This window comes from Stenotrophomonas sp. PAMC25021, assembly GCF_004795795.1.
Lineage (GTDB): Bacteria > Pseudomonadota > Gammaproteobacteria > Xanthomonadales > Xanthomonadaceae > Stenotrophomonas > Stenotrophomonas muris.
This window is the reverse complement of sequence record NZ_CP039255.1, coordinates 808,341-834,416: the sequence shown is the minus strand read 5'-3', so window position 1 is coordinate 834,416 and position 26,076 is coordinate 808,341. Positions and strand designations below refer to the sequence as shown.

25 protein-coding genes are annotated in these 26,076 nt (G+C 67.0%); 10 read left to right on the top strand and 15 right to left on the bottom strand.

The features are described 5' to 3' along the window. The first annotated feature begins 8 nt into the window (after nucleotides 1–8). Entirely contained in the window at nucleotides 9–1,997 is a 1,989-nt protein-coding gene (locus tag E5790_RS04010; RefSeq protein WP_111205853.1) for a prolyl oligopeptidase family serine peptidase, read from the top strand. A 54-nt stretch (nucleotides 1,998–2,051) separates the two neighbouring features. Here E5790_RS04010 and E5790_RS04005 read toward each other — a convergent pair whose 3' ends face one another. After that, complete coding sequence (locus E5790_RS04005) at nucleotides 2,052–3,806, bottom strand: oligopeptide:H+ symporter (RefSeq protein WP_049441185.1); 1,755 nt, start codon at nucleotides 3,804–3,806, stop codon at nucleotides 2,052–2,054. Nucleotides 3,807–3,915: 109 nt separating this feature from the next. Continuing rightward, nucleotides 3,916–5,064 (bottom strand): heparan-alpha-glucosaminide N-acetyltransferase domain-containing protein, encoded by a 1,149-nt coding sequence (locus tag E5790_RS04000; protein WP_111205854.1) that lies wholly within the window; start codon nucleotides 5,062–5,064, stop codon nucleotides 3,916–3,918. Nucleotides 5,065–5,264: 200 nt separating this feature from the next. Between E5790_RS04000 and E5790_RS03995 the strand changes: the two genes are divergently transcribed. From E5790_RS03995 to E5790_RS03985, 3 genes are all read left to right on the top strand, one after another. Beyond that, entirely contained in the window at nucleotides 5,265–7,229 is a 1,965-nt protein-coding gene (locus E5790_RS03995; RefSeq protein ID WP_049441189.1) for an oligopeptide transporter, OPT family, read from the top strand. 241 nt (nucleotides 7,230–7,470) lie between these two features. Next, on the top strand, nucleotides 7,471–9,549 hold the full coding sequence (locus E5790_RS03990) for a S9 family peptidase (protein WP_111205855.1): 2,079 nt from the start codon (nucleotides 7,471–7,473) through the stop codon (nucleotides 9,547–9,549). Between the two features lie 140 nt (nucleotides 9,550–9,689). Continuing rightward, the gene (locus E5790_RS03985; protein WP_032961385.1) at nucleotides 9,690–10,934 is read left to right on the top strand and encodes a DUF819 family protein; all 1,245 of its coding nucleotides are present in this window, start codon (nucleotides 9,690–9,692) and stop codon (nucleotides 10,932–10,934) included. 71 nt (nucleotides 10,935–11,005) lie between these two features. On the opposite strand, the gene E5790_RS03980 is transcribed toward E5790_RS03985, so the two are convergent. The 5 genes from E5790_RS03980 to E5790_RS03960 are packed head-to-tail and all read right to left on the bottom strand — an operon-like array spanning nucleotide 11,006 to nucleotide 14,029. Then, on the bottom strand, nucleotides 11,006–11,485 hold the full coding sequence (locus E5790_RS03980) for a hypothetical protein (protein ID WP_014646351.1): 480 nt from the start codon (nucleotides 11,483–11,485) through the stop codon (nucleotides 11,006–11,008). Between the two features lie 46 nt (nucleotides 11,486–11,531). Then, a complete protein-coding gene (minE, locus tag E5790_RS03975; RefSeq protein WP_005408532.1) occupies nucleotides 11,532–11,792 on the bottom strand; it encodes a cell division topological specificity factor MinE in 261 nt (86 codons plus the stop codon). Nucleotides 11,793–11,794: 2 nt separating this feature from the next. Then, nucleotides 11,795–12,604, bottom strand: coding sequence for a septum site-determining protein MinD (gene minD, locus E5790_RS03970; RefSeq protein WP_005415682.1), 810 nt, complete (start codon nucleotides 12,602–12,604; stop codon nucleotides 11,795–11,797). 37 nt (nucleotides 12,605–12,641) lie between these two features. Beyond that, complete coding sequence (gene minC, locus E5790_RS03965; RefSeq protein WP_046429497.1) at nucleotides 12,642–13,487, bottom strand: septum site-determining protein MinC; 846 nt, start codon at nucleotides 13,485–13,487, stop codon at nucleotides 12,642–12,644. After that, nucleotides 13,433–14,029 carry a GNAT family N-acetyltransferase gene (locus tag E5790_RS03960; protein ID WP_014036357.1) on the bottom strand — a complete coding sequence of 199 codons (597 nt, stop codon included), beginning with the start codon at nucleotides 14,027–14,029 and terminating at the stop codon, nucleotides 13,433–13,435. Before E5790_RS03960 ends, minC begins: the two co-directional genes overlap by 55 nt. A 150-nt stretch (nucleotides 14,030–14,179) precedes the next feature. Between E5790_RS03960 and E5790_RS03955 the strand changes: the two genes are divergently transcribed. The 4 genes from E5790_RS03955 (at nucleotide 14,180) to E5790_RS03940 (ending at nucleotide 17,802) form a co-directional block, all read left to right on the top strand. Further along, nucleotides 14,180–15,376 carry a sensor histidine kinase gene (locus E5790_RS03955; RefSeq protein ID WP_032961359.1) on the top strand — a complete coding sequence of 399 codons (1,197 nt, stop codon included), beginning with the start codon at nucleotides 14,180–14,182 and terminating at the stop codon, nucleotides 15,374–15,376. Then, nucleotides 15,376–16,017, top strand: coding sequence for a response regulator transcription factor (locus E5790_RS03950; protein ID WP_006424175.1), 642 nt, complete (start codon nucleotides 15,376–15,378; stop codon nucleotides 16,015–16,017). Before E5790_RS03955 ends, E5790_RS03950 begins: the two co-directional genes overlap by 1 nt. A 234-nt stretch (nucleotides 16,018–16,251) precedes the next feature. Further along, a complete protein-coding gene (locus E5790_RS03945; protein WP_014646355.1) occupies nucleotides 16,252–17,325 on the top strand; it encodes an SRPBCC family protein in 1,074 nt (357 codons plus the stop codon). A gap of 105 nt (nucleotides 17,326–17,430) precedes the next feature. Then, the gene (locus E5790_RS03940) at nucleotides 17,431–17,802 is read left to right on the top strand and encodes a DUF423 domain-containing protein (protein ID WP_014646356.1); all 372 of its coding nucleotides are present in this window, start codon (nucleotides 17,431–17,433) and stop codon (nucleotides 17,800–17,802) included. 154 nt (nucleotides 17,803–17,956) lie between these two features. Here the strand turns inward: E5790_RS03940 and E5790_RS03935 are convergent, their stop codons facing one another. From E5790_RS03935 to E5790_RS03915, 5 genes are read right to left on the bottom strand one after another with little or no spacing between them, the layout of a single operon-like run. After that, entirely contained in the window at nucleotides 17,957–18,766 is an 810-nt protein-coding gene (locus tag E5790_RS03935) for a M15 family metallopeptidase (protein ID WP_046429507.1), read from the bottom strand. A 9-nt stretch (nucleotides 18,767–18,775) separates the two neighbouring features. Then, nucleotides 18,776–19,369 carry a PH domain-containing protein gene (locus E5790_RS03930; RefSeq protein WP_014646358.1) on the bottom strand — a complete coding sequence of 198 codons (594 nt, stop codon included), beginning with the start codon at nucleotides 19,367–19,369 and terminating at the stop codon, nucleotides 18,776–18,778. Between the two features lie 3 nt (nucleotides 19,370–19,372). Next, complete coding sequence (locus tag E5790_RS03925; protein ID WP_111205856.1) at nucleotides 19,373–19,552, bottom strand: DUF4177 domain-containing protein; 180 nt, start codon at nucleotides 19,550–19,552, stop codon at nucleotides 19,373–19,375. After that, complete coding sequence (locus E5790_RS03920) at nucleotides 19,549–19,728, bottom strand: hypothetical protein (protein WP_014646360.1); 180 nt, start codon at nucleotides 19,726–19,728, stop codon at nucleotides 19,549–19,551. Before E5790_RS03920 ends, E5790_RS03925 begins: the two co-directional genes overlap by 4 nt. A 45-nt stretch (nucleotides 19,729–19,773) precedes the next feature. Then, complete coding sequence (locus tag E5790_RS03915) at nucleotides 19,774–20,655, bottom strand: SPFH domain-containing protein (protein ID WP_014646361.1); 882 nt, start codon at nucleotides 20,653–20,655, stop codon at nucleotides 19,774–19,776. Between the two features lie 137 nt (nucleotides 20,656–20,792). Between E5790_RS03915 and purT the strand changes: the two genes are divergently transcribed. Continuing rightward, complete coding sequence (gene purT, locus E5790_RS03910; protein ID WP_014646362.1) at nucleotides 20,793–21,980, top strand: formate-dependent phosphoribosylglycinamide formyltransferase; 1,188 nt, start codon at nucleotides 20,793–20,795, stop codon at nucleotides 21,978–21,980. 83 nt (nucleotides 21,981–22,063) lie between these two features. Here purT and E5790_RS03905 read toward each other — a convergent pair whose 3' ends face one another. Then, nucleotides 22,064–23,278 (bottom strand): endonuclease/exonuclease/phosphatase family protein, encoded by a 1,215-nt coding sequence (locus tag E5790_RS03905; protein ID WP_032961376.1) that lies wholly within the window; start codon nucleotides 23,276–23,278, stop codon nucleotides 22,064–22,066. Nucleotides 23,279–23,316: 38 nt separating this feature from the next. Beyond that, a complete protein-coding gene (locus E5790_RS03900) occupies nucleotides 23,317–24,072 on the bottom strand; it encodes an arginyltransferase (RefSeq protein WP_100449614.1) in 756 nt (251 codons plus the stop codon). A 156-nt stretch (nucleotides 24,073–24,228) separates the two neighbouring features. Here E5790_RS03900 and E5790_RS03895 point away from each other — a divergent pair, with 156 nt between their 5' ends. Next, the gene (locus E5790_RS03895) at nucleotides 24,229–24,789 is read left to right on the top strand and encodes an EF-hand domain-containing protein (protein ID WP_014646365.1); all 561 of its coding nucleotides are present in this window, start codon (nucleotides 24,229–24,231) and stop codon (nucleotides 24,787–24,789) included. Between the two features lie 51 nt (nucleotides 24,790–24,840). On the opposite strand, the gene E5790_RS03890 is transcribed toward E5790_RS03895, so the two are convergent. After that, the gene (locus tag E5790_RS03890; RefSeq protein ID WP_111205857.1) at nucleotides 24,841–26,058 is read right to left on the bottom strand and encodes a sigma-70 family RNA polymerase sigma factor; all 1,218 of its coding nucleotides are present in this window, start codon (nucleotides 26,056–26,058) and stop codon (nucleotides 24,841–24,843) included. Nucleotides 26,059–26,076 lie beyond the last annotated feature (18 nt).

Genomic DNA, 26,076 nt, shown 5'->3' with positions numbered 1-26,076 from the left:
GGGGAAGGATGCACAGGACGATTCTGGCGGCCGCACTGGCCGTCATCGGGGGCGTTGCCGCAGGCAGCGCGGGGGCGGTGGATCTGACGCAGTACCTGCGGCGGGAGACCTTCACCGACATCAAGATCTCGCCGGGGGGCGAGTACGTAGCGGCAACGGTGCCGAGGGAGGACAGCACCGCGATCGCGATCCTGCGCCTGAAGGACAAGGAGGTGGTCGGCAGTTTCTGGCCGCCCAGCCGCAACCACGCGCAGGAATTCGATTGGGTCAGCAACGAGCGCCTGTTGATCGGCCTGGCCCAGAAGTGGGGCTCGCTCGACCAACCCAATCCCACCGGCGAACTCTATGCCATCGACGCCAACGGCAACCGTGGCGAGCTGCTGGTCGGCTATCGCGTCGAAAGCAAGGGCCCGGGGACCCGCATCCAGCCGAAGAAGGTCGAAGCAGTGGCCGCCTTCCTGGCCGACGACCTGCCGGGCGACGAGCGCAACGTGCTGGTGACCGTATGGCCGCTGGCCGAGGATCCGTACACCCGCGTAGATCGCATGGATGTGACTACGGGTCGTCGCTCGCGGGTGGCGTCCTCGCCGGTACGGCGCGGCGAGTTCACCACCGACGGCGCCGGCGAAGTGCGCTTCGTGCATGGCTCGGGCAGCGACAACATCAACAAGCTGTACTTCCGCGAACGCAGTGGCGACAGCTGGAAGCTGATCAACGACGAGGCCGTCAGCAAGCGCATCGAAACCGCCCTCGGCTTCTCGGCCGATGACAGCCTGGCCTACCTCAACGTCGAGCAGACCCAGGGCCCGGACGCGATCGTCAGCTGGAACCCGCAGACCGGCGAGCGTGCCACGCTGCTGCGCGACGAGGTGGTCAATCCGTATCGCATCATCCATCGGCCCGGCACCCACGTGCCGGTGGGCGCGCTCTATCTGGGCGATACGCCGCGTACCCGGTTCTTCGACGAGAAGTCGCCGGAGGCGCGCCTGTACCGCAGCCTGGAAGCCGCCTTCGGAGGGCCGGTCTACATCACCTCCAGCACCCGCGATGGCCGTGTCGTGCTGGTGGAAACCTGGTCGGGCTCGAACCCGGGCGATTTCTACGTCTACGACACGGTGGCGCGCAAGGCTGACCACCTGATCAGCCGCAGCGACTGGATTGACGTGGACCGCAGTGCCAGCGTGAAGCCGATTGCACTGAAGGCGCGGGACGGGCTGCCGTTGCATGGCTTCCTGACCCTGCCGGCCGGCAGCAACGGCCGCAACCTGCCGATGGTGGTGATGCCGCATGGCGGTCCGTTCGACATCTTCGATTCCGGCCAGTACGACCGCGAAACCCAGATGCTGGCCGCCGCCGGGTATGCCGTGCTGCAGGTCAACTTCCGTGGGTCGGGCAATTACGGCCGGGCCCACACCCAGGCCGGTGCGCAGCAGTGGGGCGCGGCGATGCAGGACGATGTCACCGATGCCACCCGCTGGGCAATCAGCGAAGGCATCGCCGATGCTCGTCGCATCTGCATCTATGGCGCCAGCTACGGGGCCTACTCGGCGATGATGGGGGCCGCCCGCGAACCCGGGCTGTATCAGTGCGCGGCCGGCTATGTGGGGGTCTACGACCTGCCGATGATGTACACCCGTGGCGATATCCAGGACCGCGGCTCAGGCGTGACCTACCTGCGCGAATGGCTGGGTGATCCGGCCAAGCTGGGCGCGGTGTCGCCGGTGAACCTGGCCGAACGGATCAAGGTACCGGTGTTCCTCGCCGCCGGTGGCGAAGACAAGCGTGCGCCGATCCAGCATACCGAGCGCATGGAAGCGGCGCTCAAGCGCACCGGCACACCGGTGGAAAGCCTGTACTACAAGACCGAAGGCCACGGCTTCTACACCGAGGCGCATCGCAGCGAGTACTACGACAAGCTGCTGGCGTTCCTGGCGCGCAGCCTGGGGGGCAAGACCGCGACGACCGCGCCCGTGGCCGGCAAGGACAAGGCGCCCTGAGCTGACAGGGCGGCGGATGAATTTTCCGCCGCCCTGGTCTTCGGCACGCGGGACTTACTTCACCCCGTGCATCATCTTCTTCAGCAGCGGCGCGGCGATGAAGGCCACCAACGCGCAACCCAGGCCGATCCACATCAGCAGCCAGAACAGGTGCGCGTAGGCACCGGCGGCAGCCACCATGTCCAGCGATTCGCCTTCCGGCACCTCGATCGCGGCCAGCTTGCCGAACAGCGCGGCCAGCGTTTCCGAGAATGCGGTGGCCAGGAACCAAGTGCCCATCATCAGGCTCATCACCCGCGGCACGGCCAGCTGGGTCACCGCCGACAGGCCGACCGGCGAGAGGCACATCTCGCCGCTGGCCAGCAGGAAGTAGGCCAGCACCAGCCACCACACGCTGGCCATCTCGCCGGTGGCGCCCACCTGCTGTGCGGCCAGCGCCAGCGGCACGAACGACAGCGCGCCGATCACCAGGCCCCAGGCCGACTTCACCGGCTTGCCCGGTTCCCAGCCGCGGCGGTCCATCCACGTCCACAGCGCGGCGAAGGCCGGAGCGAGCAGCACCAGGAACAGGCCGCCGAGGTAGGTCAGCGAGCCGGCGGTCTGCGGAATCACCAGGCAGTCGCGCACCAGCAGCACCAGCATCAGTACGACGATGGCGGCGAAGAACGTGCGCGGCGCGGCCGAGCCCGGGCGCCGTTCCGACAGGCGCGCGCTGACCACGAAGCCGAGCGGTGCCAGCAGCAGCGAGAGGATCGACCACGGCAGCGGCGTGCCGCCGGTGATCACCAGCGAGGGCACGATGTCCTTGGTCAGCAGGCGGTCGGTGAAGGTCACCCACGAGCCGTAGGACTGCTCGTACATCGTGAAGAACACCAGCGCCATGAAGATCAGCACCATCAGCGCGATCATCTGCTGGCGCTGCACCGGCGTGCATTTCGTGCCGGTGAACCAGGCGAACCAGACCAGCACGCCGCCCAGCACCACCAGCATCAGCATCAGCGCCAGGCTGATTTCACCGCCCAGCGCGAACGCGCCGTTGCCGGCGGCCCACATCAGCCATGCCACCGGCAGCACGCCGAGCACCGCGCACAGATAGATGAGCCATTCGCGTGGCAGGCCCAGCACCTTCTGCTTCAGCGCCGCCGGTTGCGGCGGTTCGGCATGGCCCTGCAGGTACTTCTGGCCCCACAGGAACATCGCCAGGCCGGCCAGCATGCCGATGCCGGCCGCACCGAAACCGTACTTCCAGCCGTAGGCCTCACCGAGGAAGCCACACACCAGGGACGAGAACAGCGCGCCGAGGTTGATGCCGGCGTAGAACAGCGAAAAGCCCGAGTCGCGACGCGGGTCGTCCTTGGCGTACAGCTTGCCGACAATGGTGGAGATGTTCGGCTTCAGGAAGCCGACGCCCATGATGATCAGCGCCAGCGACAGGTAGGTCACCGCCAGCGCCGAGGTGTCGCGCACCACTTCGCCGTTCACCCGGTACGCGGCGTGGCCCTCGAAGGCCATGCCGAGGTGGCCGAGTACCAGCAGGATGCCGCCGAACAGCACTGCCCGGCGCATGCCCAGCCAGCGGTCGGCCAGCATGCCGCCGAACACCGGGATGCAGTACACCAGGCCACCGTAGGCACCGAGCAGGTCCAGGCCGGCCTTGTCGCCGAACAGGTGGTATTTGGTCAGGTACAGCAGCAACAGCGCCTTCATGCCGTAGAAGGAGAAGCGCTCCCACATTTCAGTGAAGAAGCAGACGTAGACGCCCTTGGGGTGGCCCAGGAAGTCGTCGGAAGCAGAGGCGGCAACGGTCATCGACGGCGGGGACAGCGGAAAGGGCGCGATTATAGGCCTCTGGGCCTGGGCAGGCAGCCGCCGGTGGATCCACGCCATGCAGGGATGGCGCTCCCCCGGCGGCCACCGCTCACAGGTATCGCAACCAAGGCAGATCGCGCCTTCGCGCTTTGAACCGCGCGAAGGCCCGCGTCGGGGGGTACAGCACCACCGCCAGCGCACAGGCCACCAGCAGCAGGCCGCTGACCGAATCCAGGGCATACAGTTCGCCATGGGTCGGTCCCCAGGCCGCCAACGCGGCCAGGTACAGCCCCTTCAGTACGTACAGGTGCAGCAGGTAGAAGAACATCGGCGCGGCGCCGATATCGGACAGCGGGCGCAGCGCACGCGCGAGGGGCGGCCATTCGTACAAGCGCAGCAGCAACAGCCCCACGCCCAGGGTCAGCAACAGGAACTGCAATGACGGCGGGTACTTGGTGACGTTGAAGATGCTCAACCACGTGCGCAGCGTAGTGGTCTGGTACGACCAGGGAGCATCCCCATACTGGTTGGCGAACCGCAGCAGCGCGAACAGGGCCAGCGCGCCGACGCCTGCCCACAGCAGCCAGCGCTGGCGCTGCTCCGGCGCGCGCGCGCGGCCGAACCAGGGCCCCATCAGATAACCCAGCGCAATCACCCCGATCCACGGCAGTACCGGATAGGAGGTGCGCAGGCGCAGCGCGCCGGCCTCGATCCAGTCGCGCTGGTGCAGCACTTTCCACAGCACCGCCAGCAGGCCGTTTCCTTGCACCCGAAGGCCGTCGAACAGGTTGTGCCCGGCCACCACCGCGATTGCCAGCATCAGCAGGGCCGGGCGTGGCAGCCATAGCAGCCCGGCCAGCGCGATCATGCTCAGCCCGATGGCCCAGATCACCTGCAGGTACAGCGTTTCCGGCGGCAGCTGGAAGGTCCAGGCGAAATTCACCAGGGTCAGTTCCAGCACCACCAGGAACAGCCCGCGCTTGAGCAGGAACGCAGCTGTGGCCCCGCGCGGATCCGCCTGGCGCTGGCCGTACAGCCAGGCCGACAGCCCGGTCAGCAGCACGAACACGGGGGCGCACAGGTGGGCCAACAGACGGCAGGCGAACAGCGCAGGGGAGACCGTCGCCGCGTCCATCGGGTCGCTCACCTGGTGCTGCAGGAAGAAGGTCTCGCGCACGTGGTCCAGCAGCATCAACAGCATCACGGTGCCGCGCAGCTGGTCGATGGAGGCCAGGCGGGGGGAGGGGGAAGGGGGCATGCGATGCAGTAACAACAAGGTATCATTAAGATATAACATATCATTTACGGCGTGCCCAGCCGGACTTTGCCGGGTCGGTCGATTGCCGGTCCACGTACCGGCCCATTGCGCCGCAGCACACGCCCCCATCCTTTGGCACGCTGGACTTGATCTGCCCTGAACGCTAGCGTGGCAGGGATTTTTTGCCAGCAGGGGCTTCCATGAACCACGACGCTGCGCCCAAGCAGCTCACCTTCCGCGCAGTGGCCCTGGCCATCGTGCTGGCGGTGGTGCTGTCGGCCGCAAACGCCTACCTCGGTCTGTTCGCAGGCCTGACCATCGCCACCGCCATTCCCGCCGCGGTGATTTCCATGGGCGTGCTGCGCCTGCTGGGCGGTGGCTCCATCCTCGAGAACAACATCGTGCAGACCGGCGCCTCGGCCGGTTCATCGATCGCCGCCGGTGTGATCTTCACCATCCCGGCGCTGGTGATCATGGGCTACTGGCCGGACTTCAAGTACTGGTGGGTGCTGGGCATCGCCGGCCTCGGTGGCCTGTTGGGCGTGCTGTTCTCGGTGCCGCTGCGCCGTTCGATGATTGTCGAAGACCCGCTGCCGTTCCCGGAAGGCAAGGCTGCGGCCGAAGTGCTCAAGGCCGGTGAGAACCCGGGCCCGGGCCTGAAGATCCTCGGCCTGTCGGCGGTGATCGGTGCCTTCGTCAAGCTGGCCGCGGAAAGCGGCATGCGCCTGATTCCCGATGCCTGGGCCACCTCGGCCTACGTCGGCAGTTCCAAGGTCACCGCCTTCATCGGCACCAACCTGTCGCCGGCACTGCTGGGCGTGGGCTACATCGTCGGCCTCAACGTCGGCATCGTGGTGGTGTCCGGCTCGATCCTGACCTGGCACATTGCCATCCCGATCTACCAGGCGTTCTTCATGAACACCGACCCGGCGCTGGCCGCGTCGGTTGCCGCTGCCTCGTCCACCGAGGCCGCGTTCGCTATCTGGGGCGCGAAGATGCGCTACCTGGGCGTCGGTGCGATGCTGATCGGTGGCATCTGGACCCTGATCTCGCTGCGCAAGTCGCTGCTCAACGGCGTCAAGAGCGGCTTTGCCGCCGCCCGCAAGAGCGGTGGCCCGGTGCTGGCGCACACCGAGCGCGACCTGCCGATGAAGTGGATGCTGGTCGCCCTGGTGGTGTTCGTGCTGCCGCTGCTGGCCCTGTACCAGGCCATCGTCGGCCAGTGGCACGTGTCCATCCCGATGACCCTCATCATGATCGTCGCCGGCTTCCTGTTCGTTTCGGTCTCGGCCTACCTGGCTGGCCTGATCGGCTCGTCCAACAACCCGGTTTCGGGCATCACCATCTCCACCATCCTGTTCGCTTCGGCCGTACTGGTGCTGCTGCTGGGCAAGGATGGCCTGCAGCCGGTCGGCGCCTTCGGCGCGCCGCTGGGCGCGGTGGCCGCGATCATGATCGGCGCGGTGGTGTGCTGTGCTGCAGCGGTCGGCGGTGACAACCTGCAGGACCTCAAGGCCGGTTACATCGTCGGTGCCACCCCGTGGAAGCAGCAGCTGATGCTGGGCATCGGTGCGTTCTCGTGCGCGCTGATCATGGCCCCGGTGCTGAACCTGCTGGCCACCGCCTACGGCATCGGCGTGAAGTCGGAGCTGCACCCGAACGCGCTGGCCGCGCCGCAGGCCAACCTGATGGCCTCGGTGGCCAAGGGCCTGTTCGGTGGTGAACTGCCGTGGACCTTCATCGGCATCGGTGCCGTGGTCGGTGCCGCCATCATCGCGTTCGACAGCTGGCTGAAGTCGCGCAACGCCCGCTTCCGCGTGCCTGTGCTGGCCGCCGCCATCGGCATCTACCTGCCGCTGGAACTGATGGTGCCGATCTTCCTCGGCGGCCTGATCGCCTACCTGGTCGAGCGCTTCCACAAGGTGCGTGCCGATGACGAAGAAGGTCGCGACCGCGTGCACAAGCCGGGCGTGCTGTTCGCCGCCGGCCTGATCACCGGCGAAGCGCTGATGGGCATCGCCATCGCGATTCCGATCGTGGTGAGCAGTCGCGCCGACGTGCTGGCCGTGCCGTTCCACCTGCCGGGCGCACAGTGGATCGGCCTGGCCGTGCTGTTCCTGGTCGGCTGGCTGATCTACCGCACCGGCAAGCGCGCCATGGCGTAAGGGTTGGGGTCGGATCCCTTCCCGCAGGGAAGGGCTCTGACCCCGGGTTGACAGCGTCTGGGGTCAGAGCCGATTCCGTCGGAATCGGATCCGACCCCGGTGTCCCCACAAACCGCGCCACGGCGCGGTTTGCTTTTTCTGGCGGCGGGGCCGCGCCCCACCGGCAGCCATGACCGATGGCCTTGGCAGCCCCGGCCGCACGGGCCTACCATCGGTTTTTTGCCGTCCTGCGGAGACCCCGATGAAACTGCGTCATGCCCTGCTGCCACTGAGCCTGCTGGCCGCCCTGCCCAGCGTCGCCGCTGCCCGTGGCCTGGAAGTCCGCGACATGGTGGCCATGGACCGCGTCTCAGCGCCGGTACTGACCGCTGACGGCGGCACCGTGGTGTTCGCCAAGCGCAGCGTGGATGCCAACCTGAAGGCCTCCACCGCGCTGTACGCGCGCAACCTGCGTACCCGCGACGCAGCACCGCCGAAGCAGATCACCCCGGCCGGCTGGAACGTCAATTCCGCTTCGCTGTCGGCCGATGGCCAGACCGTGTATTTCCTCAGCGCCAGGAGCGGCAGCCAGCAGTTGTACGCGCAGCCGCTCAGCGGCGGCGCCCCGCGCCAGCTGACCGACTTCCCGGTCGACGTGGACAGCTACCACGTGTCGCCGCAGGACGACCGCGTGCTGTTCAGCGCCGGCGTGTTCCAGGCCTGTGCCTCGGACCTGGCCTGCACCGAGAAGAAGCTCAAGGACGTCGCCGGCGCCAAGGCCAGTGGAAAGGTCTTCGATTCGCTGTTCGTGCGCCACTGGGATACCTGGAACGACGGCCGCCGCAACACCCTGTTCGTCGCGCCGCTGCCGGCAGCCAAGGCCGGTCCGGTCAAGGGCGCTTCCGCGCTGAGCGCCACCATCGACGGTGATGCCCCGTCCAAGCCGTTCGGCGGCAATGATGATTTCGCGTGGTCGCCGGATGGCGCCAGCGTGGTCGCCAGCATCCGCGTGGCCGGCAAGCAGGAGCCGTGGTCGACCAACTTCGACCTGTACCGCTTCGACGCGGCGGGCAAGCAGGCGCCGGTCAACCTGACCGCCTCCAACCCGGCCTGGGATGCCGGCCCGGTGTTCAGTGCCGACGGCAAGACCCTGTTCTACCGCGCGATGAAGCGCCCGGGCTTCGAGGCTGACCGCTTCGGCCTGATGGCGATGGACCTGGCCAGTGGCAAGACCCGAGAGATCGCCCCGCAGTGGGATCGTTCGGCTGGGGGCATCACCCTGTCCGCCGACGGCGCCAGCATCTACACCACGGCCGATGACCTCGGCGAACACCCGCTGTTCCAGATCGACGTGGCCAGCGGCAAGGCCACCAAGCTGATCGGCGACGGCAGCGTGACCTCGGTGGATGTGGCCGGCAACAGCGTGGCGATCACCCGCAACAGCCTGAAGAGCAACGACCAGGTGTTGGTTGGCTTGCTGCCGGCCGCGGGCGAAGCCATCGGCGAGCTGCGCGCGCTGACCCCGGCCGCTGGTGAGGTGCTCAAGGATGTCAGCTTCGGCGACTACGAACAGTTCGAGTTCAAGGGCTGGAACAACGACACCGTGCATGGCTACGTGGTCAAGCCGCACAACTACCAGGAAGGCAAGTCGTACCCGGTCGCGTTCCTGATCCACGGCGGCCCGCAGGGCAGCTTCGGCAATGGCTGGAGCTACCGCTGGAATCCGCAGACCTACGCGGGCCAGGGCTATGCGGTGGTGATGATCGACTTCCACGGCTCCACCGGCTACGGCCAGGCGTTCACCGATGCGATCAGCCAGCACTGGGGCGACCGCCCGCTGGAAGACCTGCAGAAGGGCTGGGATGCGGCGCTGAAGAAGTATTCCTTCCTCAATGGTGACAAGGCCTGTGCGCTGGGCGCCAGCTACGGCGGCTTCATGGTCAACTGGATTGCCGGCAACTGGAACGGCCCGTTCAAGTGCCTGGTCAACCATGACGGCGTGTTCGACCAGCGCATGATGGGCTACGCCACCGAAGAACTGTGGTTCACCGAGTGGGAGCAGGGCGGTACGCCGTACCAGAAGGCGGCGAACTACGAGAAGTTCAACCCGGTCAACCACGTGGCGGACTGGAAGAAGCCGATCCTGGTCATCCACGGCCAGCAGGACTTCCGCATCCCGGTCGAGCAGGGCCTGGCCGCGTTCACCGCTGCCCAGCGCCAGGGCATCGAATCGAAGTTCCTGTACTTCCCGGATGAAAACCACTGGGTGCTGAAGCCGAACAACAGCATCCTGTGGCATGACACCGTCAATGCCTGGCTGAAGCAGCACATCGGCAACTGATGGTTGCGGCGCCGCCCTCCGGGGCGGCGCTTCTGTTTCACCATCTGCTTTACCGGTGGGTGCCGACCGTTGGTCGGCACACCTTCCTGATCTGCCGCCACCAGCAGCCGGCCAGCGGCCGGCTCTACCAGAGCGCCTGCATGCCTTCGACTGCCCTGATCCAGAACGACATCGTCGTCTTCGGTTTGATCGCCGCCACTCTTGGCGCCGTGTTCTGGACCGCCTCGCGCGAGCAGGGGCTGTGGAAGCGCTTCTATACGTTCGTGCCAGCGCTGCTGCTGTGCTACCTGATTCCCGGCATCTACAACACCGTCGGCCTGATCGACGGCCAGAACACCAAGCTCTACAACCCGATCGCGCGCGACATCCTGTTGCCGGCGGCGCTGATCCTGCTGACCCTGGCAGTGGATATCAAGGGCATCCTGCGGCTCGGCCCGAAGCTGGTACTGATGTACCTGGGCGCCTCGGCCAGCATCATGCTCGGTGCGGTGGTGGCGTTCCTGGTGATGCGCGCGATCCATCCCGACACCGTGGCCGGCGATACCTGGGCCGGCATGGCGGCACTGGCCGGCAGCTGGATCGGTGGTGGTGCCAACATGCTGGCGATGCGCGAAGTGTTCGACGTCAACGCGACCACCTTTGGCCAGTTCGCGGTGGTCGATGTCGGCGTCGGTTACGTGTGGATGGCCGCGCTGATCTTCCTGGCAGGACGTGCAGCGAAGATCGATGCACGCAGTGGCGCTGATACCTCGGCCATCGATGAACTGAAGGAACGCATCGCGCGCTTCCAGGCCGAGCACGAACGCATTCCCAGCCTGACCGATCTGATGCTGATCGTGGCGGTGGCCTTTGGCGGCGTCGGCCTGTCGCATGCGATCGGTGCGCCGCTGGCGGCCTGGTTCAAGGCCAACGTCAGCTGGGCGTCGCAGTTCAGCCTGGACGCGCCGTTCGTGTGGGTGGTGGTGCTGTCGACCACGCTGGGCCTGAGCCTGAGTTTCACCCGCGCACGCAACCTGGAAGGGGCGGGTGCATCGCGGCTGGGTTCGTTGCTGCTGTACTTCCTGATCGCCTGCATCGGCATGCAGATGGATCTGCTGGCGCTGCTGGATCGCCCGTGGCTGTTCCTGCTTGGCCTGATCTGGATTGCCGTGCACATCGTGCTGCTGTGGTGCCTGGGCAAGTTGCTGAAGGTGCCGTTCTTCTATTTCGCCATCGGTTCGCAGTCGAACATCGGTGGCCCGGCCTCGGCGCCGGTGGTGGCGGCCGCGTTCCATCCGGCCCTGGCGCCGGTGGGCGTGCTGCTGGGCACGATGGGCTATGCCACCGGCACCTACCTGGCCTACATCGTCGGCATCACCCTGCGCGCACTGGCCGGGCAGGGCTGATACGGCGACGGGGTGATGGGGTCAGATCCCTTTTGCGACGCAAAAGGGATCTGACCCCGGTTCCCGGTGAATCACGCCACTGGCAACCCGCGTTCGATCAACCATGCCTTCGCGTCTTCGGCGTCCTGCTCGAACCACGCTTTCGTAGATCCCAGCCGATACGTATACCCCCAGGCATCCATGTCGGCCATCAGCCGCTGGCTGCCGACGCCGGGCAGCTGCCCGGCCAGCACGATCTGCAGGTAGCAGGTCGCGTCTTCCTCGGCCACCGAGTCGGTGGCATCGGTATGCACCTGCGCCCGCCGCTCCGGCGGCAGTACGATCAGGTGGCAGGCCTCATGCAGCATCGAGTGCACGGGCGTGTCATCGCGCACGTAGACGTTGCTGGCGATGATGCCCGCCTCGGGCTCGCCCCAGTAGCTGCCGGGAATCGGCTCGCCGGCGGCCACGTGGTGCAGCCGCAGGCCATGCGCGGCGAGCAGGCACTGCGCATCGGCGAAGGCGATGTCGCCCACGCAGGTGATGTCCACGGCGGTTGTCGTATCGGTCATGCGGGTCAGGCAGCCCCGCCCATGCAGGCACGGGCGGGGCAGGGGATCAGGGTTTGTCCGGGCCTTCCGGCAGCGCCACGGAGATGTCCAGCACATCGTGCTGGCCATCCTTCACCAGGTCGACCTTCACCGCATCGACGTCGATGTTCACGTACTTCTTGATCACTTCCAGCAGCTCGCGCTGCAGCAGCGGCAGGTAGTCCGGGCCACCACGGTGGCTGCGTTCCTGCGCGATGATGATCTGCAGGCGGTTCTTGGCGGTTTCGGCGGTGGTCTTCTTCGCTTTGAGGAAATCAAACAGGCCCATGCTTACCCTCCGAACAGCTTGCTGAAGAAGCCCTTCTTCTCGACGTTGGTGAAGCGCATCGGGCGTTCTTCGCCGAGGATGCGCGCGACGGCGTCTTCATAGGCCTGGCCGGCAGCGGATTCGACATCCAGGATGACCGGCTCGCCCTTGTTGGAGGCGTTGAGCACGTCGCCCGATTCCGGAATCACGCCGATCGCCTTCAGGCCGAGGACTTCCTCGACGTCGGCGATGCTCAGCATCTCGCCGCTTTCCACGCGCAGCGGGGTGTAGCGGGTCAGCAGCAGGAAGGCCGGCACGTCCTGGCCGGATTCGGCCTTGTGGGTCTTCGAATCGAGCAGGCCGATGATGCGGTCGGAGTCGCGCACCGACGACACTTCCGGGTTCACCACCACCACCGCGCGGTCGGCGAAGTACATCGCCAGGAAGGCGCCCTTCTCGATGCCGGCCGGGGAGTCGCAGATGATGTAGTCGAAGCCGTCGGCGGCCAGGTCCTTCAGGACCTTGCCCACGCCTTCCTGGGTCAGTGCGTCCTTGTCGCGGGTCTGCGAGGCCGCCAGCACGTACAGGTTGTCGAAGCGCTTGTCCTTGATCAGGGCCTGCTTGAGGGTGGCTTCGCCGTGCACGACGTTGACGAAGTCGTACACCACGCGGCGTTCGCAGCCCATGATCAGGTCGAGGTTGCGCAGGCCGACGTCGAAGTCGATCACCGCCACCTTCTTGCCGCGCCGCGCCAGGCCGCAGGCCAGGCTCGCGCTGGAAGTGGTCTTGCCGACGCCGCCCTTGCCGGAGGTGACTACGATGATTTCAGCCAAAGGACTTCTCCTGGTTCTGCATGAGTTTGGTGCTGCGTCAGTCCAGCGCAGCGATCTTGATCTGGTCCTGTTCCAGCCACACCTGGACGGCCTTGCCGCGCAGGTTGTCCGGAACATCGTCCAGTACCTTGTAGTGGCCGGCAATGGCCACCAGTTCCGCATGGAAATCACGGCAGAAGATGCGTGCCGCGGTGTTGCCCTGGGCCCCTGCCAGCGCGCGGCCGCGCAGGGTGCCGTAGATATGGATGCTGCCATCGGCGATGACCTCGGCGCCGGCGCCGACAGTGGCCATCACGGTCAGGTCGCAGTTTTCCGCGTACAGCTGCTGGCCCGAACGCACGTTGCCCAGCTGCATGCGGCCCGGCTGCGGTGCAGCGGCGTCGGCCACCTTGGCCACCGGCGTCGCTGGGGCTGGCTTCGGTTCGGCACGGGCTGCCCGGCGCGGTTCCGGTGCGGGCGGCGGCGGGGCCGGTTCGCCCTCGGCACGCTCGTACTGCGCGCGGAACTTGGCCAGCAGCGGCAGGCCGAGCTGCTGGGAGAGCAGGTCGACCGCGCTGGTGCCGTAGGCCAGCGCCACCGGCAGCACCCCGGCGCTGCGCAGGCCGTCGACCAGCGCCTGCGCGGTGGCCACGTCCGGCACCTGGCTCAGGCCGCCGAAGTCGAGGATCACCGCGGCGCGGCCGAACAGCTTCGGGGCGCGGGTCACGCGCTCGCGCATTTCCTGCACGAGACGTTCGACATCAAGGGTACGGATGCGCAGGTTGGCGATGCCCACCTGGCCGATCTTCAGTTCACCGGCCTGTTCGTAATCGAAATTCACCGCCACGCTCAGGTCCCCGTCGGCCGCTGTGCCTGCGCCGGCAGCTGCCGGGCGCGTGTCCATGCCACATCCGGCAGCTTGTCGCCGTAGGTCTCCTGGACCCACGGGTAGCTGCACAGTTCCTTGGCCAGCATGCTGGCGCGCACATCGACCTGCGGCATGGTGTTCTGGCCCAGCTCGCGGAAGCCGAAGCTGCCGTGGAAGAGCAGGGCGGCATCGGCGCCATGGTCGAGGAAGACCTCGCAGGTCATCTGCGGGTAGCGCAGCTCGGCGAAGCTCTGCGCGTCGGCGTAGAACGCACGCCCGACGCCACCGCCACGACGGCGGCTGGCGACCACGATGCGGTCGATATAGAAGAACGGGGTGTCCAGCTGCTGCTTGAACCAGGCGAAATTGCTGCTGTCGTGCTGGCTGTCGCTGCCGAAGCCGATCAGGAAGCCGGCCAGGTTGCCGTCGCGCTCGGCGACGCGGAAATACTCAGCGGTTTCATAGAACAGGCGCAGGCGGGCCGCATCCAGGGGAAGGATGGCCAGGCCAGCGTTGTTGTTCAAAGCCAGGACGGAATCGAGCTCGTGCTCGCGCACGTCGCGGATGACAATCGACATTGTGACTCCGTGGGGTAACGCGGTTGGTCCATCAAGGGACCCTGCGCACGATTATTGCATGCCCGGGGTGGGCTGCGGCATGAACAGGCGACCGGGCAGGCATGACTTCCGTGGGGTGCGGTGCGCAGGCGCGGCCCGTAGAGTGCTGGCATGTTGGGAGTCCTCAGCCATACCCGCGTCCTCCGCCTGGCCGGCCTGTTCACCTGGGTCATGGTCGGCCTGCCCCTGGCGTACTCGCAGTTCGAGAACCTGCACAGCCGCGGTGACATGGGCGGCTGGGCGATCCTGTTGTTCGTCGCCTACCTGTCCTTCGGCACGGCCTACTACTGGTTGACCCGCATCCTGCGCAGCGACAGCCACACCAGCTGGCTGGACCGCGGCCTGCTGCTGTTGCTGACGGTCTCGGCGCTGGGGGTCAGTTTCCTCAGCGGTTCGGGCCTGGGCAGCATCCTGATGATGGTCGCCGCCGGGGTCATTCCGTGGATGCTGTCGGTTCGGCTGGGGGTGCTGTGGCTGCTGGTCAGCCAGCTGGCGGTGGCGCCGGTCTATTACCTGCTGCTGCGCTTCCCGCTGTTCGAAGCGGTGATGCAGTCGCTGCTGTATGGCGGCTTCTCCATGTTCATCTTCGTGACCAGCCTGGTTGCACGGCAGCAGACCGAGGCCCGCGACGAGCAGCGCCGGCTCAATTCGGAGCTGCGTGCCACCCGCGCCCTGCTGGCCGAGAGCGCGCGGGTCAACGAGCGCACCCGCATTTCGCGCGAGCTGCACGACCTGCTGGGCCACCAGCTGACCGCGCTGACCCTGAACCTGGAGGTCGCCGGCCACCTGGCCGAGGGCCAGGCGCTGGACCACGTGAAGCGCTCGCACGCGCTGGCCAAGCTGCTGCTGGGCAATGTGCGCGAGGTGGTCAGCCAGCTGCGCGAGACCGGCGCGATCGATCTGGCCGCGGCGCTGCGCCCGCTGACCGAGAACGTGCCCTCGCTGGATATCCAGCTGGAGATCGAGGATCCGTTGAACGTGGAAGACCCGCAGCGGGCCCACGTGCTGCTGCGCTGTACCCAGGAGATCATTACCAACGCGGTGCGCCACGCCGGCGCCCGCCACCTGTGGATCAAGGTGTACCGTGAAGCCCCCGACCGGGTGGTGGTGGAGGCCCGCGACGACGGCGTCGGCGCGGATATGGTCAATGTAGGCAATGGCTTGCGCGGCATGCGCGAGCGCCTGCAACAATGTGGTGGCCAGCTGCAGATCGAAACCCGGCCCGGAGAAGGCTTCCGGCTGCGGGCGACGGTGCCGGCAACGGTGCTGGTGGCGGCCCTTACCAAGGTTCCTGAAGGAGTGCGTTGATGATTCGCGTCTGCCTGGTCGACGACCAAACCCTGGTGCGGCAGGGAATCCGCTCCCTGCTGGCGCTCGACGACGGCATCGAGGTGGTGGCCGAGGCCGGCGACGGCCGGCAGGCGGTCGAGCTGATACCGCAGGTGCGCCCCGACGTGGTGCTGATGGACATGCGCATGCCGGTGATGTCCGGTCTGGAGGCACTGCAGGTGCTGTCGCGGCAGGAACAGCTGCCGCCGACCATCATCCTCACCACGTTCGACGATGACCAGCTGGTGCTGGCCGGGCTCAAGGCCGGTGCCAAGGGCTACCTGCTCAAGGATGTCACCCTGGCGCAGCTGGTCGGTGCCATCCGTACCGTTGCCGACGGCGGTTCGCTGGTGCAGCCGGCGGTGACCCAGCGCCTGCTGTCCGGCCTGGAGCACATGCGCAACGAGTTCGTCAGCCTGGACCGCCCGGACCCGCTGACCGACCGCGAGACCGAGATCCTGCGGCTGATGGCCAGCGGCTTCTCCAACAAGGAGATCGCCAATTCGCTGGGCGTGGCCGAAGGCACCATCAAGAACCACGTGTCCAACATCCTGTCCAAGCTGGGCGTGCGCGACCGTACGCGTGCCGTACTGAAGGCGTTCGAACTCCAGCTGGTCTGAAGAAAATCGTTCAAGTACAAAGACTTGGGTCGTAGTTACGGGTTCCTGCCAAGGTTGCCCCCTACTTGCCGGGTAGCGGTATGCGTTACCCTTCGAATTCTTTGTCCATACAAATACGCAGCCGGCAGGGAAACCGGTGCGCCAATCCCGATAAACAATGCCCGCGAAGCCTGCTAGGATTGGCGCTTCGCTTCAATCAACCCGGCCGTGGGATCGGCCCCGGAGACTCTCTGAATGACCCGTATTATCGAGTTCCTGATCGCCTTGGGGATCGTGGCTGGCCTGTTCGTCATCATTGGCGTATGTCTGCCGGGCGAGCGTCACATCACCGAAAGCATCGAGACCAACCGCAAGATGACGATCGTGTACGACACGGTCAGCAGCCTGCGCCGCTTCAAGGACTGGAACCCGCTGGTACTGCGCGATCCCGCCGTTGAACTGAAGCTGTCCGGCCCGGCCTCCGGTACCGGTGCCACCCTCGACTTCACCTCCAAGGACCTGGGCACCGGTTCCTGGAAGATCACCGAAGCCGAAGAGAACAAGCGTGTTGTGATCGCCATCGAAGACGCCACCAAGGGTCACGACAAGGTCACCACCTTCAACCTGGAGCCGACCGGCAAGGGCGGTCGCAACGTCAAGATCACCCAGGACTACTCGGTGAAGTACGGCTTCGACCTGTTCGGCCGTTACGCCGGCCTGTATGTCAGCCGCCAGATCGGCGACGACATCAAGCTGGGCCTGTCGCGCATCGCCAACATGCTCGCAACCGTGCCGAACGTGGACTACCGCACGCCGGAAGCCCCGCTGACCGACCTGGCCATTGTTGAAGTGCCGGCCGAGAACCTGCTGGTGGTCAACGCCGGCAACGTGGACCGCGGTCAGGACACCATCACCAAGTCCATCAAGGACAACCAGGAGTGGATCAAGCGCGTGATGGAGGCCAATGGCCTTGAAGCCGCCGGCCCGTTCCGCATCATCACCACCGACTTCGGCCAGGAGAAGTACGCCTTCGACATCGCCCAGCCGGTGAAGAAGAAGGGTGCTGAAGGTGCTGCTGCCGACGAGCTGACCGTCAAGATCGACGGCGGCGCTCCGGTCAAGTACGTGCACGTTGCTCCGCACCGTTCGGCGCATGCGGCCTACACCGGCCACATGGCGGGTCTGGACGTGGCCCGCAACGGCCTGCGTGCCTGGGCCGTGACTTCGGGCAACGAAGTCATCGACCGCCCGTACGAAACCTGGAAGGACGGCATCGACAAGTCGTTCACCCCGGAAGCGACCTACGACATCTACTGGGCCGTCAAGTAAGCCTCGGCTGACCCATGTAGTGTTGGACACGAAAACGCGCCGCTCATTGCGGCGCGTTTTTTTTTGATCCGGCGCCCGGCAAGGGGCGCTGCGCAAGGAGCCCCCATGTTCAATCTCGAACGTCGTGCACGTAAGCCGTCCCTGCTCGCCTGCCTGGGGGCGCTGCTGGCCGCTGCCTCGATCGGCCTGTCCGCCTACGCCTCGCATGGCGTGGCCGATCCGCTGGCGCAGCAGCACCTGAACATGGCGGCGCTGTACGCGTTCGCGCATGGTGCGGTACTGGTGGCACTCGGGCCGCGCGCGCATGGGGCGATCGCACACCTGGCGCTGTACGTGCTGCTGCTGGGTGTGCTGTTGTTTTCAGGCAGCCTGGTGGGCGGGGCGCTGTGGCAGTGGCCGACGCGGATGGCGCCGATCGGTGGCACCAGCATGATGGCCGGCTGGGTGGTGCTGGCGATCAATGCGTTGAGGCGGTGACGGCAATCCGGGTACAGCCGAGCATGGCTCGGCACTACATGGGGGCGTTGCGCGGCAGCTGCTGTAGAGCCGAGCCATGCTCGGCTTCGAGCGAAGCGGCCCGCTTTTGTCTTCGCTCTCTCGTTCCATTCCGCGTGCGGGCGCCACGAGGGGCTCAGCCGTTGGCAGGCCTCCAGCACCAGTGCCAGGGTTCGTAGACGATGCCGTGCGGGTTGTCGCGTGGGTAGCTCAGATGGAAGCCATGCCCGCCGGCATGCACCTGCAGCCAAGCGAACGCGTCGGTGGCTTCAAATGATTCCTCGGCCGGGGCATCGCCCGGTGTGCCGATGTCCAGCGCATGGCCGCTGTGGTGTTCGCTGAACCCCGGCGCTGCATTGACCTTCAGGATCTCCGTCACGCTCAACCCACGTGCCAGCTTCCGCTCGAAGATGCCCAGCTGGTAGGCATGGCTGCGGAAGCCGGAAATTGCGTCGAGCGCGATGCCCTCCCGTGCCGCCTGCAGGCGCATCCGCCGCCATCCCTGCGCGGCGCCACGGCGCAGCCACAGCGGGCGGCCGAAGCGGTCACGGCCGGCGAAGTGCAGCAGGCACGGTTCGGGCTGCAGTGGCAGGCCGCTGTCGTCGGCATAGCGCTGTGCATCCAGGCCCAGTTGCTGCAGGCGTTGCTGCAGCCCGGCCAGCGGCAGCCACTGTTCCTGCAGCGCAGCGCCGAACGGACGTGCCGCCGCTGCATCGAGCAGCGCCAGTGCGTCCTCGGCCCCGGGCTCGCGCGGCAGGCGTGGCACCAGCGAATGCACGCCATGCGTCGTTACCGCCGCCAGGTAGCGGCCATCGCGCTTGCGCCGCAGCACCCACTGTGCCTGCGACAGCAGGCGGGCATCCAGGTTGCTTCGTGCGCGCAGCAGGTGGGCGGGCCACAGCTCGATGGCCTCGGTATTGATCAGCAGGGGGGCGCGTCGTTGCATCGCCGCAGCTTACCGCCGAGGCGCCGGTGCGGCCACCTTGCGCAGTGCGTCCAGCAGCACCTGCGGCCGCTCCAGGCTGAGCAGCAGCGTGCTGCCATCGCTGACCGGCAGGGCGAGAACGCGCGTGCGGTCGGTGACCAGCGCGAACCCCTTGCCGCCGCCCTGCAGGCGGAAGTGGCCGGAATAGAAGCCCGGCATCGCATAGCCATTGGTCTTGAAACGAATGCCATAGCGGCGGTCACGCTGCAGGTCGACCACCTCGGCCTGGTCCAGCCGCAGCTGTGCCACCGGAACGCGGCGGCGGTACATCGTCGAGCGCACGTCCAGCACGTCGTCGGCCAGTTCCACCCGGCGGCGGAAGAACGCCGCGCCCAACCCGATGCCGAGCGCGGCGATCACCAGCAGGCTCCAGGCGGCACTGCCGCCCATCCGGAACCAGGGCGGCGACAGCGTCACTTCGATCCAGGGCGCCGTGGCCGGTGCCTTGTACAACTGCGCATACAGGCAGGCCACGAAGGCGGCGAGCAGGGGCAGCACGATCCACAGCACGCGCAACGGCGAACTCTCGGCCACCTCGTACTGCTTTGGATCGCTGGCACCCATGGCTCAGGCCTCCTTCTTGAATACCAGCATCGCCGGGCGCATCGGTGCGGGGATGATGATGTTGACCAGCTCCCAGCCCAGTTGGCCCTGACGGCTCAGTTCGCTCTGGATGTCCTCGGCCTTGAGCTGGCCCATCATGGACGTCTTGACCTCGATCGTCTGGTAGTTCCAGCGCTTGCTCATTCCTTGTCCCCCGAAGATGGCGTGGGTTTCGGCAGGCGTCCTGCCTTGCGCAGGGCGTCGCGCAGCACGTATTCGATCTGTGCGTTGAGGCTGCGCAGCTCGTCGTCAGCCCAGCGTTGCGCGGCGGCCAGGACGTCGGCATTGATGCGCAGCGGGTAGGCTTTCTTCTCACTCATGCAAGCTCCTGGCGGGGTGGTGGGGCACCCCGTTGCGAGGGTGGTTCAGTACAGCGAACCGGCGTTGACGATCGGCTGGGTACCGCGGTCCGAGCACAGCACGGTCAGCAGGTTGCTGACCATGTGCGCCTTGCGTTCTTCATCCAGCTGCACCACGCCGTTCTTCTGCAGTTCGGCCAGGGCCATTTCAACCATGCCCACCGCACCGGCCACGATGCGCGTGCGTGCGGCGATCACCGCGTTGGCCTGCTGACGCTGCAGCATCGCCTGGGCGATTTCGGCGGCGTAGGCGAGATGGCTGATGCGTGCGTCGATCACCTGCACGCCGGCGTCGGCCAGGCGTTCGGCCAGCTCGTTCTTCAGGTGCTGGGAGATCTCGCTGGCATGGCTGCGCAGGGCCAGCTGGCCGTCTTCGTGCTGGTCGTAGGGATAGCTGGTGGCCATCGCGCGCAGCGCAGATTCGGACTGGATGTGCACGAAGCTCTCGTAGTCGTCCACGTTGTAGACGGCCTCGGAGGCGTCGACCACCTGCCAGACGATCACCGCGGCGATCTCGATCGGGCTGCCGTCCAGCTCGTTGACCTTCAGCTTGCCGCTCTCGAAGTTGCGCACGCGCTGGCTGACCCGGCGCTTGGCAAAGAAGGGGTTGTTCCAGCGCAGGCCGTTGTCCTTCACCGTGCCCACGTACTTGCCGAACAGGCTAAGGACCGCCGCCTGGTTGGGCTGGATGGTGTACAGACCGGCCAGGATGAACACGCCCAGCGCCACCAGCAGGGCGCCCAGCAGCATCAGCAGCAGGCTGGGCGAGCCGGTGCTGGCCTTGGCTGCCACGCCCACCACGAACAGGGCGGCGCCGGCGAGGCCGACGAGCAGGGCGCCGACCAGCGTGCCGAGGCCGTTGAGGGAAGACAGCGACTTCTCTTTCATGGCGGTACGTCCTTGAGGGTTCAAATTTAAGATATCAAAGTGATATCACCTGTCCACTACCGTTCGTCGGATGCCATGGTCAGGGTGCCCGGCCAGCTAGAATGCCCTCCCGCCTTCACATCGCTGCTGGAACCGCCATGGCCAAGCTTGGAACGCCGTTGTCCCCCTCCGCCACCCGCGTGCTGCTGCTGGGCTCGGGCGAACTCGGCAAGGAGGTGGCCATCGAGCTGCAGCGGCTGGGCGTGGAGGTGATCGCCGCTGATCGCTATGCCGACGCCCCGGCCATGCAGGTCGCGCACCGCTCGCACGTGATCGACATGCTCGATGCGATGGCGCTGCGGGCGCTGATCGCCCAGGAGCAGCCGCACCTGGTGGTGCCGGAAATCGAGGCCATCCACACCGAGACCCTGGTCCAGCTGGAACAGGAGCAGGGCCTGCGGGTGATCCCGACCGCGCGCGCCGCACGCCTGACCATGGATCGCGAAGGCATCCGTCGCCTGGCCGCCGAAACCCTGGGACTGCCGACCTCGCCGTACCGCTTCGTCGATACCGAGGCCGAATACCGTGCTGCCGTCGCCGCCATCGGCCTGCCGTGCGTGGTCAAGCCGGTGATGTCGTCCTCGGGCAAGGGCCAGAGCACCCTGCGCAGCGAGGCGGACATCGCCCCGGCCTGGGACTACGCGCAGACCGGTGGCCGCGCCGGTGCCGGCCGCTGCATCGTCGAAGGCTTCATCGATTTCGATTACGAGATCACCCTGCTGACCGTCCGCCATGCCGGTGGCACCTCGTTCTGTGCGCCGATCGGCCATCTGCAGAAGGACGGCGACTACCGCGAAAGCTGGCAGCCGCAGCCGATGTCGAGCGCGGCACTGGCGCGTGCCGAAGAGATTTCGCGCGCGATCACCGATGACCTCGGCGGCTGGGGCCTGTTCGGCGTGGAGCTGTTCGTGAAGGGCGACGAAGTGTGGTTCAGCGAAGTGTCGCCGCGCCCGCACGACACCGGCCTGGTGACGCTGGTATCGCAGGAGTTGAGCGAGTTCGCGCTGCATGCGCGCGCCATCCTCGGCCTGCCGATCCCGGTGATCCGCCAGAGCGGCCCGTCGGCGTCGTGCGCGCTGTTGGCACACGGCGAGGGCGTGCCGTACTTCAACAACGTCGCCGCTGCATTGCAGGTGCCGGATACTGCCGTACGCCTGTTCGGCAAGCCGAGCGTGCATGGCCATCGCCGCGTCGGTGTCACCCTGGCGCGCGCGGAAACCATCGACGAGGCGCGCGCCATCGCGCGAGATGCCGCCGACGCCATCGGCGTCGAACTGCGCCCGTAAAGCAAAAAGGGGACGGAGGGGATTAAGTCGTTTGTGCCACAAACGACTTAATCCCCTCCGTCCCCTTTTCAGGGCCGTCGACTCTACCGCACGTCCACCCACACCAGGTGGTGGTCGCTGCCGTCGGCGATCTTCGCTTCCGGGCTTTCATTGGCCGGCCAGAAGATACCGCTGCCGACATATTCGAAACCGGTCGAGGGCAGTACGTAGTCCAGGCGCATGGTGCCGGACTTCGGGCCGAAATCGCCGGTGGCATGGAACGGTGCGCCCTTGCGCTCGATGCCCTTGGCCGCATAGGCCAGGCTGGTCTGCTCGCCACCGACGCTGCGCGGGGTGGGGTAGCGCAGCACGCGGGCGTTCTCGATCAGTTCGACGATCGCCTCATGGCGGCCATCGCCATCGACCGGGTCGTTGTTGAGGTCGCCGAGGATCACGAAGCGCGCGTCCTGGGCCAGGCCGCCGCACTGACCCTTGTCGTCGCACAGCCATGGCTTGTCACCCTTGGACAGGTATTCCTGCCACAGGCGCAGTTCGTCATGGTTGCGCGCCGCGTTGCGCTTTTCCGGGCCGTCGAACACCGGCGGGGTCGGGTGCGACACCAGCGCGTGCACCACGCCGGCCGGGGTCTTCACCGGCACGTCCCAATGCGACTTCGACGACAGGCGCAGCTGCGACCACACATGGTCGTTGTAGAAGCTCTGGCCGGTACGTGGATCGACCGGTCGGATCGCGCCCGGCATCGCGCTCCACTTCAGCAGCTGGAAGCTGCGCACCCTGGCTTCGTCGATCGGGTAGCGCGACAGCACCAGCATGCCGTACTGGCCCGGGTGCAGGCCGTAGCCCCAGGCATCGTTGCCGCGGCTGCGGCCTTCGCCACCGACCACGCCGTTGTTGTCCAGGTCCAGGCCGCTGGGCACGCCGGTGTTGACCGGTGCCAGATAGCGGTAGGCGAAGTGCAGCGGCTTGCCGCCACCGGGCTGGGCGACCTCCAGGTAGCGCTTCTGGAACAGGTCGGCGGCGCGATGGGCGTCGTCGAAGTCGAATTCGTTCAGCAGCACCAGGTCCGGGCGCACCTGCTGCAGCACTGCGGCGATCTTGCGCGCGTGTTCGCTGTCGCCTTCCAGCTCCTTGATCAGGCCACCGGCGTCATCGGAGTACAGCGAGGTGTTGTAGGTGGCCAGGCGCAGCGCAGCGGACGGCTTTTCGGTCATCGCAGGGGACGTGGCGAAGGCAGGGGCGGTGGCGCCGCAGAGCAGGGCCAGGGCGAGGATCAGGGGATGGCGGCGGGTCATGTTCATGGGCCATATTGTGCACCCGGCCCGGTGTCAGCGGTTTGTCAGCGCCCGTCCAGATCCTTGTCGAAATCGTGCCAGCGGCGGCCATCGTAGGCTTCCAGCGGATGGAAGCGGCGCTTGTAGTCCATCTTCTGGTGGCCGCGGATCCAGTAGCCCAGATACACGTGCGGCAGGCCCTCGCGGCGTGCCCACTCGATCTGCTGCAGGATCGCGAAGGTGCCCAGCCCGCGCGTGGCGTGGTCCGGGTCGAAGAAGGTGTAGACCGCCGACAGGCCGTGCTCGGTGACGTCGGTCACCGCTACCCCCAGCAGCTGGCTGGGCTGGCCGTCGTGGCCGGGCAGGCGCATCTCCATGAAGCGGGTGTGCGACCAGCTGCCGATCAGGAACTGCTCGAACTCGTGCGGGCCGTGGTCGTCCATGCCGCCGTTGGCATGGCGGTGGGTGAGGTAGCGGTGGTACAGCGCGAACAGGTCATCGCGGGCGGTGGCGGCGGTGATCCGCACCTCCAGGTCGTCATTGCGGGTGGCACAGCGGCGCTGGCTGCGGTCCGGGGCGAAGCGGGCCACCGGGATGCGCACCGCCACGCAGGCCTGGCAGTGCGCGCAATGCGGCCGGTAGACCAGGTCGCCGCTGCGGCGGAAGCCCCAGCTCAGTGCCAGTGGATAGAGCGCGCCGAGGCGGCGGTCGTTCGGGTCCAGCACCAGGTCGCGTGCCACCCGGTCCGACCAGTACCCGCAGGGGTGCTCGCCGGTCTGGAAAAGTCGCAGTTCGTCGTCTCTGTCGCCATGTATCGCCATGGGCACAGCATAGCCCCAGGTTGTCGCAGTGGCGGCGACTGTCCGCCGGATGAATGGAATCGGCAGTAGCGTCAACCGACGTCGCGCCCGGGCGTTGTTGTCCCCCGAGGGTGAAGTGATCACCCCGACGCTGTTCCCATCCCCAGGAGTGACCTCATGATCCGTACCCCCCTGCTGCTGGCCCTGCTGCTTGGCACCTCCGCATCCGGTATCGCGCTGGCGGCCGACACCCCGGCCACGCCGGCACCGCGCCCGGCCAAGCTGGATACCAACGGTGACGGCGTGATCGACCGCAGCGAGGCGGCCGCCAACCCGCGCCTGGCCGCGAAGTTCGACGAGCTGGACAAGAACAAGGACGGCAAGCTCTCGCGCGACGAGCTGCCGCGCTGGCAGCATGGCCGTCGTGGCCACGGCGGTGAGCGCTGGGCCGCGCTGGACGTCAACAAGGATGGCCGCATCAGCCGCGAGGAAGCCAAGGCCGATCCGCGCCTGGCCGCGCGCTTCGACCAGCTTGATCTGAACAAGGACGGCTACCTGGACAAGGCCGACCGCGAGCTGCGCATGAAGCAGCATCGTGATGCCTGGTTCGCCGCCGCCGACACCAACAAGGACGGCCAGCTGAGCAAGGCCGAGTTTGATGCGGCCAAGGGCCCGATGCATGGTGGCCCGCGCCATGGCGGTCCGCGCGACGGCGGCGCACCGAAGCCGCAGCGCTGAGGGTCAATGCAGTGATGACGACAACGCCGGCGGCACTGCCGGCGTTGTCCGTTACAAGCGGCCGCTGCGCATCAGCGAGTACGCCACAAGCGCAATGACCATCAGGTTCATGGCGATGATGGCGGTGCGGCCGTACATCGATTCGAACTTCCAGTTGATGCCGGTTCGCCCGCGCCGCGCCGAATCGCGCGCGATCATCGGCGCCATCACCCGCTGCAGCGTCACCAGGCACTGGTAGTTGACCACGCCCAACCCGACCGCCAGCACCGTCAGCTGCGTCCAGACCGGTGCCTGCAGCACCACAGCCAGCAGGATCGCCAGGCACCAGAACATGCCGGTGGTGATGTTGAGGTAGAGGAAGCGGCGCACATCGGCCCGCTCTGCCGCAGTTTCGGTGTACGACATCAGGAAGCGCCCGCCGAGGTAGCTGCCGATCGCGCCACCCACCACGCCGCCGATCACCGCCCCCCAGCTTTCGGCCGGCAGCACATGCAACTGGCCCAGGGTGGCGGTCAACGAGCCCATCGCGGTTCCACCGGCAACGCTGGCGCCGCCGAGGCCGAGCTTGCTGCCGCCGATGCCGACGCCGGTGCCGAGCAGCACCGCTGCACTGGCGGTGCCGGGTGCGGCCACCAGCACCATCGACACCACGGCGGTGGCGAATGCGGCGCTTGGTGCACTACTGCGCGCGAATTCGCCGAAGCGCTGCAGCAGGCCTTCGCGCACCAGGGCACGTGCACGCGACAGGCGCTTGCGCACGGCCGCATCGCTGAGCCCGAGCAGGTCGGCGACCTGCTGCGAGCGCTGTCCTTCGCGGTAGTACAGCAACAGGACTTCGCGGCTGTCAGCGGGCAGGGCGGAGATGATGTCCTCGGCGGCGATCTCCTCTTCCACCCGCTGCAGGCGATCAGCCGCACCTGGGGCCGGGTCGGCGGCCATGCCCATCGCCACCTCCGCGGCCTCGCCGGTCAGCGGCCGGCCACGTTGCGCACGCAGCCAGTCGCGGGCCAGGTTGCGGGTGATCTGCCGCAGCCACGGCAGGAAGCTGGTCGCGCTGCGCAGCTGGTGCAGCTGCTGCCAGCCCTTCACGAAGGCCTCCTGGGCGATGTCCTCGCTGGCCTGGCGGTCGCGGGTGATGGCCAGGGCGATGGCGGTGACCGTGTTCTGGCAGGCCAGCACGATACGGCCGTAGGCGTGCTGGCAACCGCTGGCGGCGGCGGGCAGTTCGCGTTCCAGGGTCTGGTCGATCGATGCGGCGAACGTCGTCATGGCGGCGGCTCTCCTGCT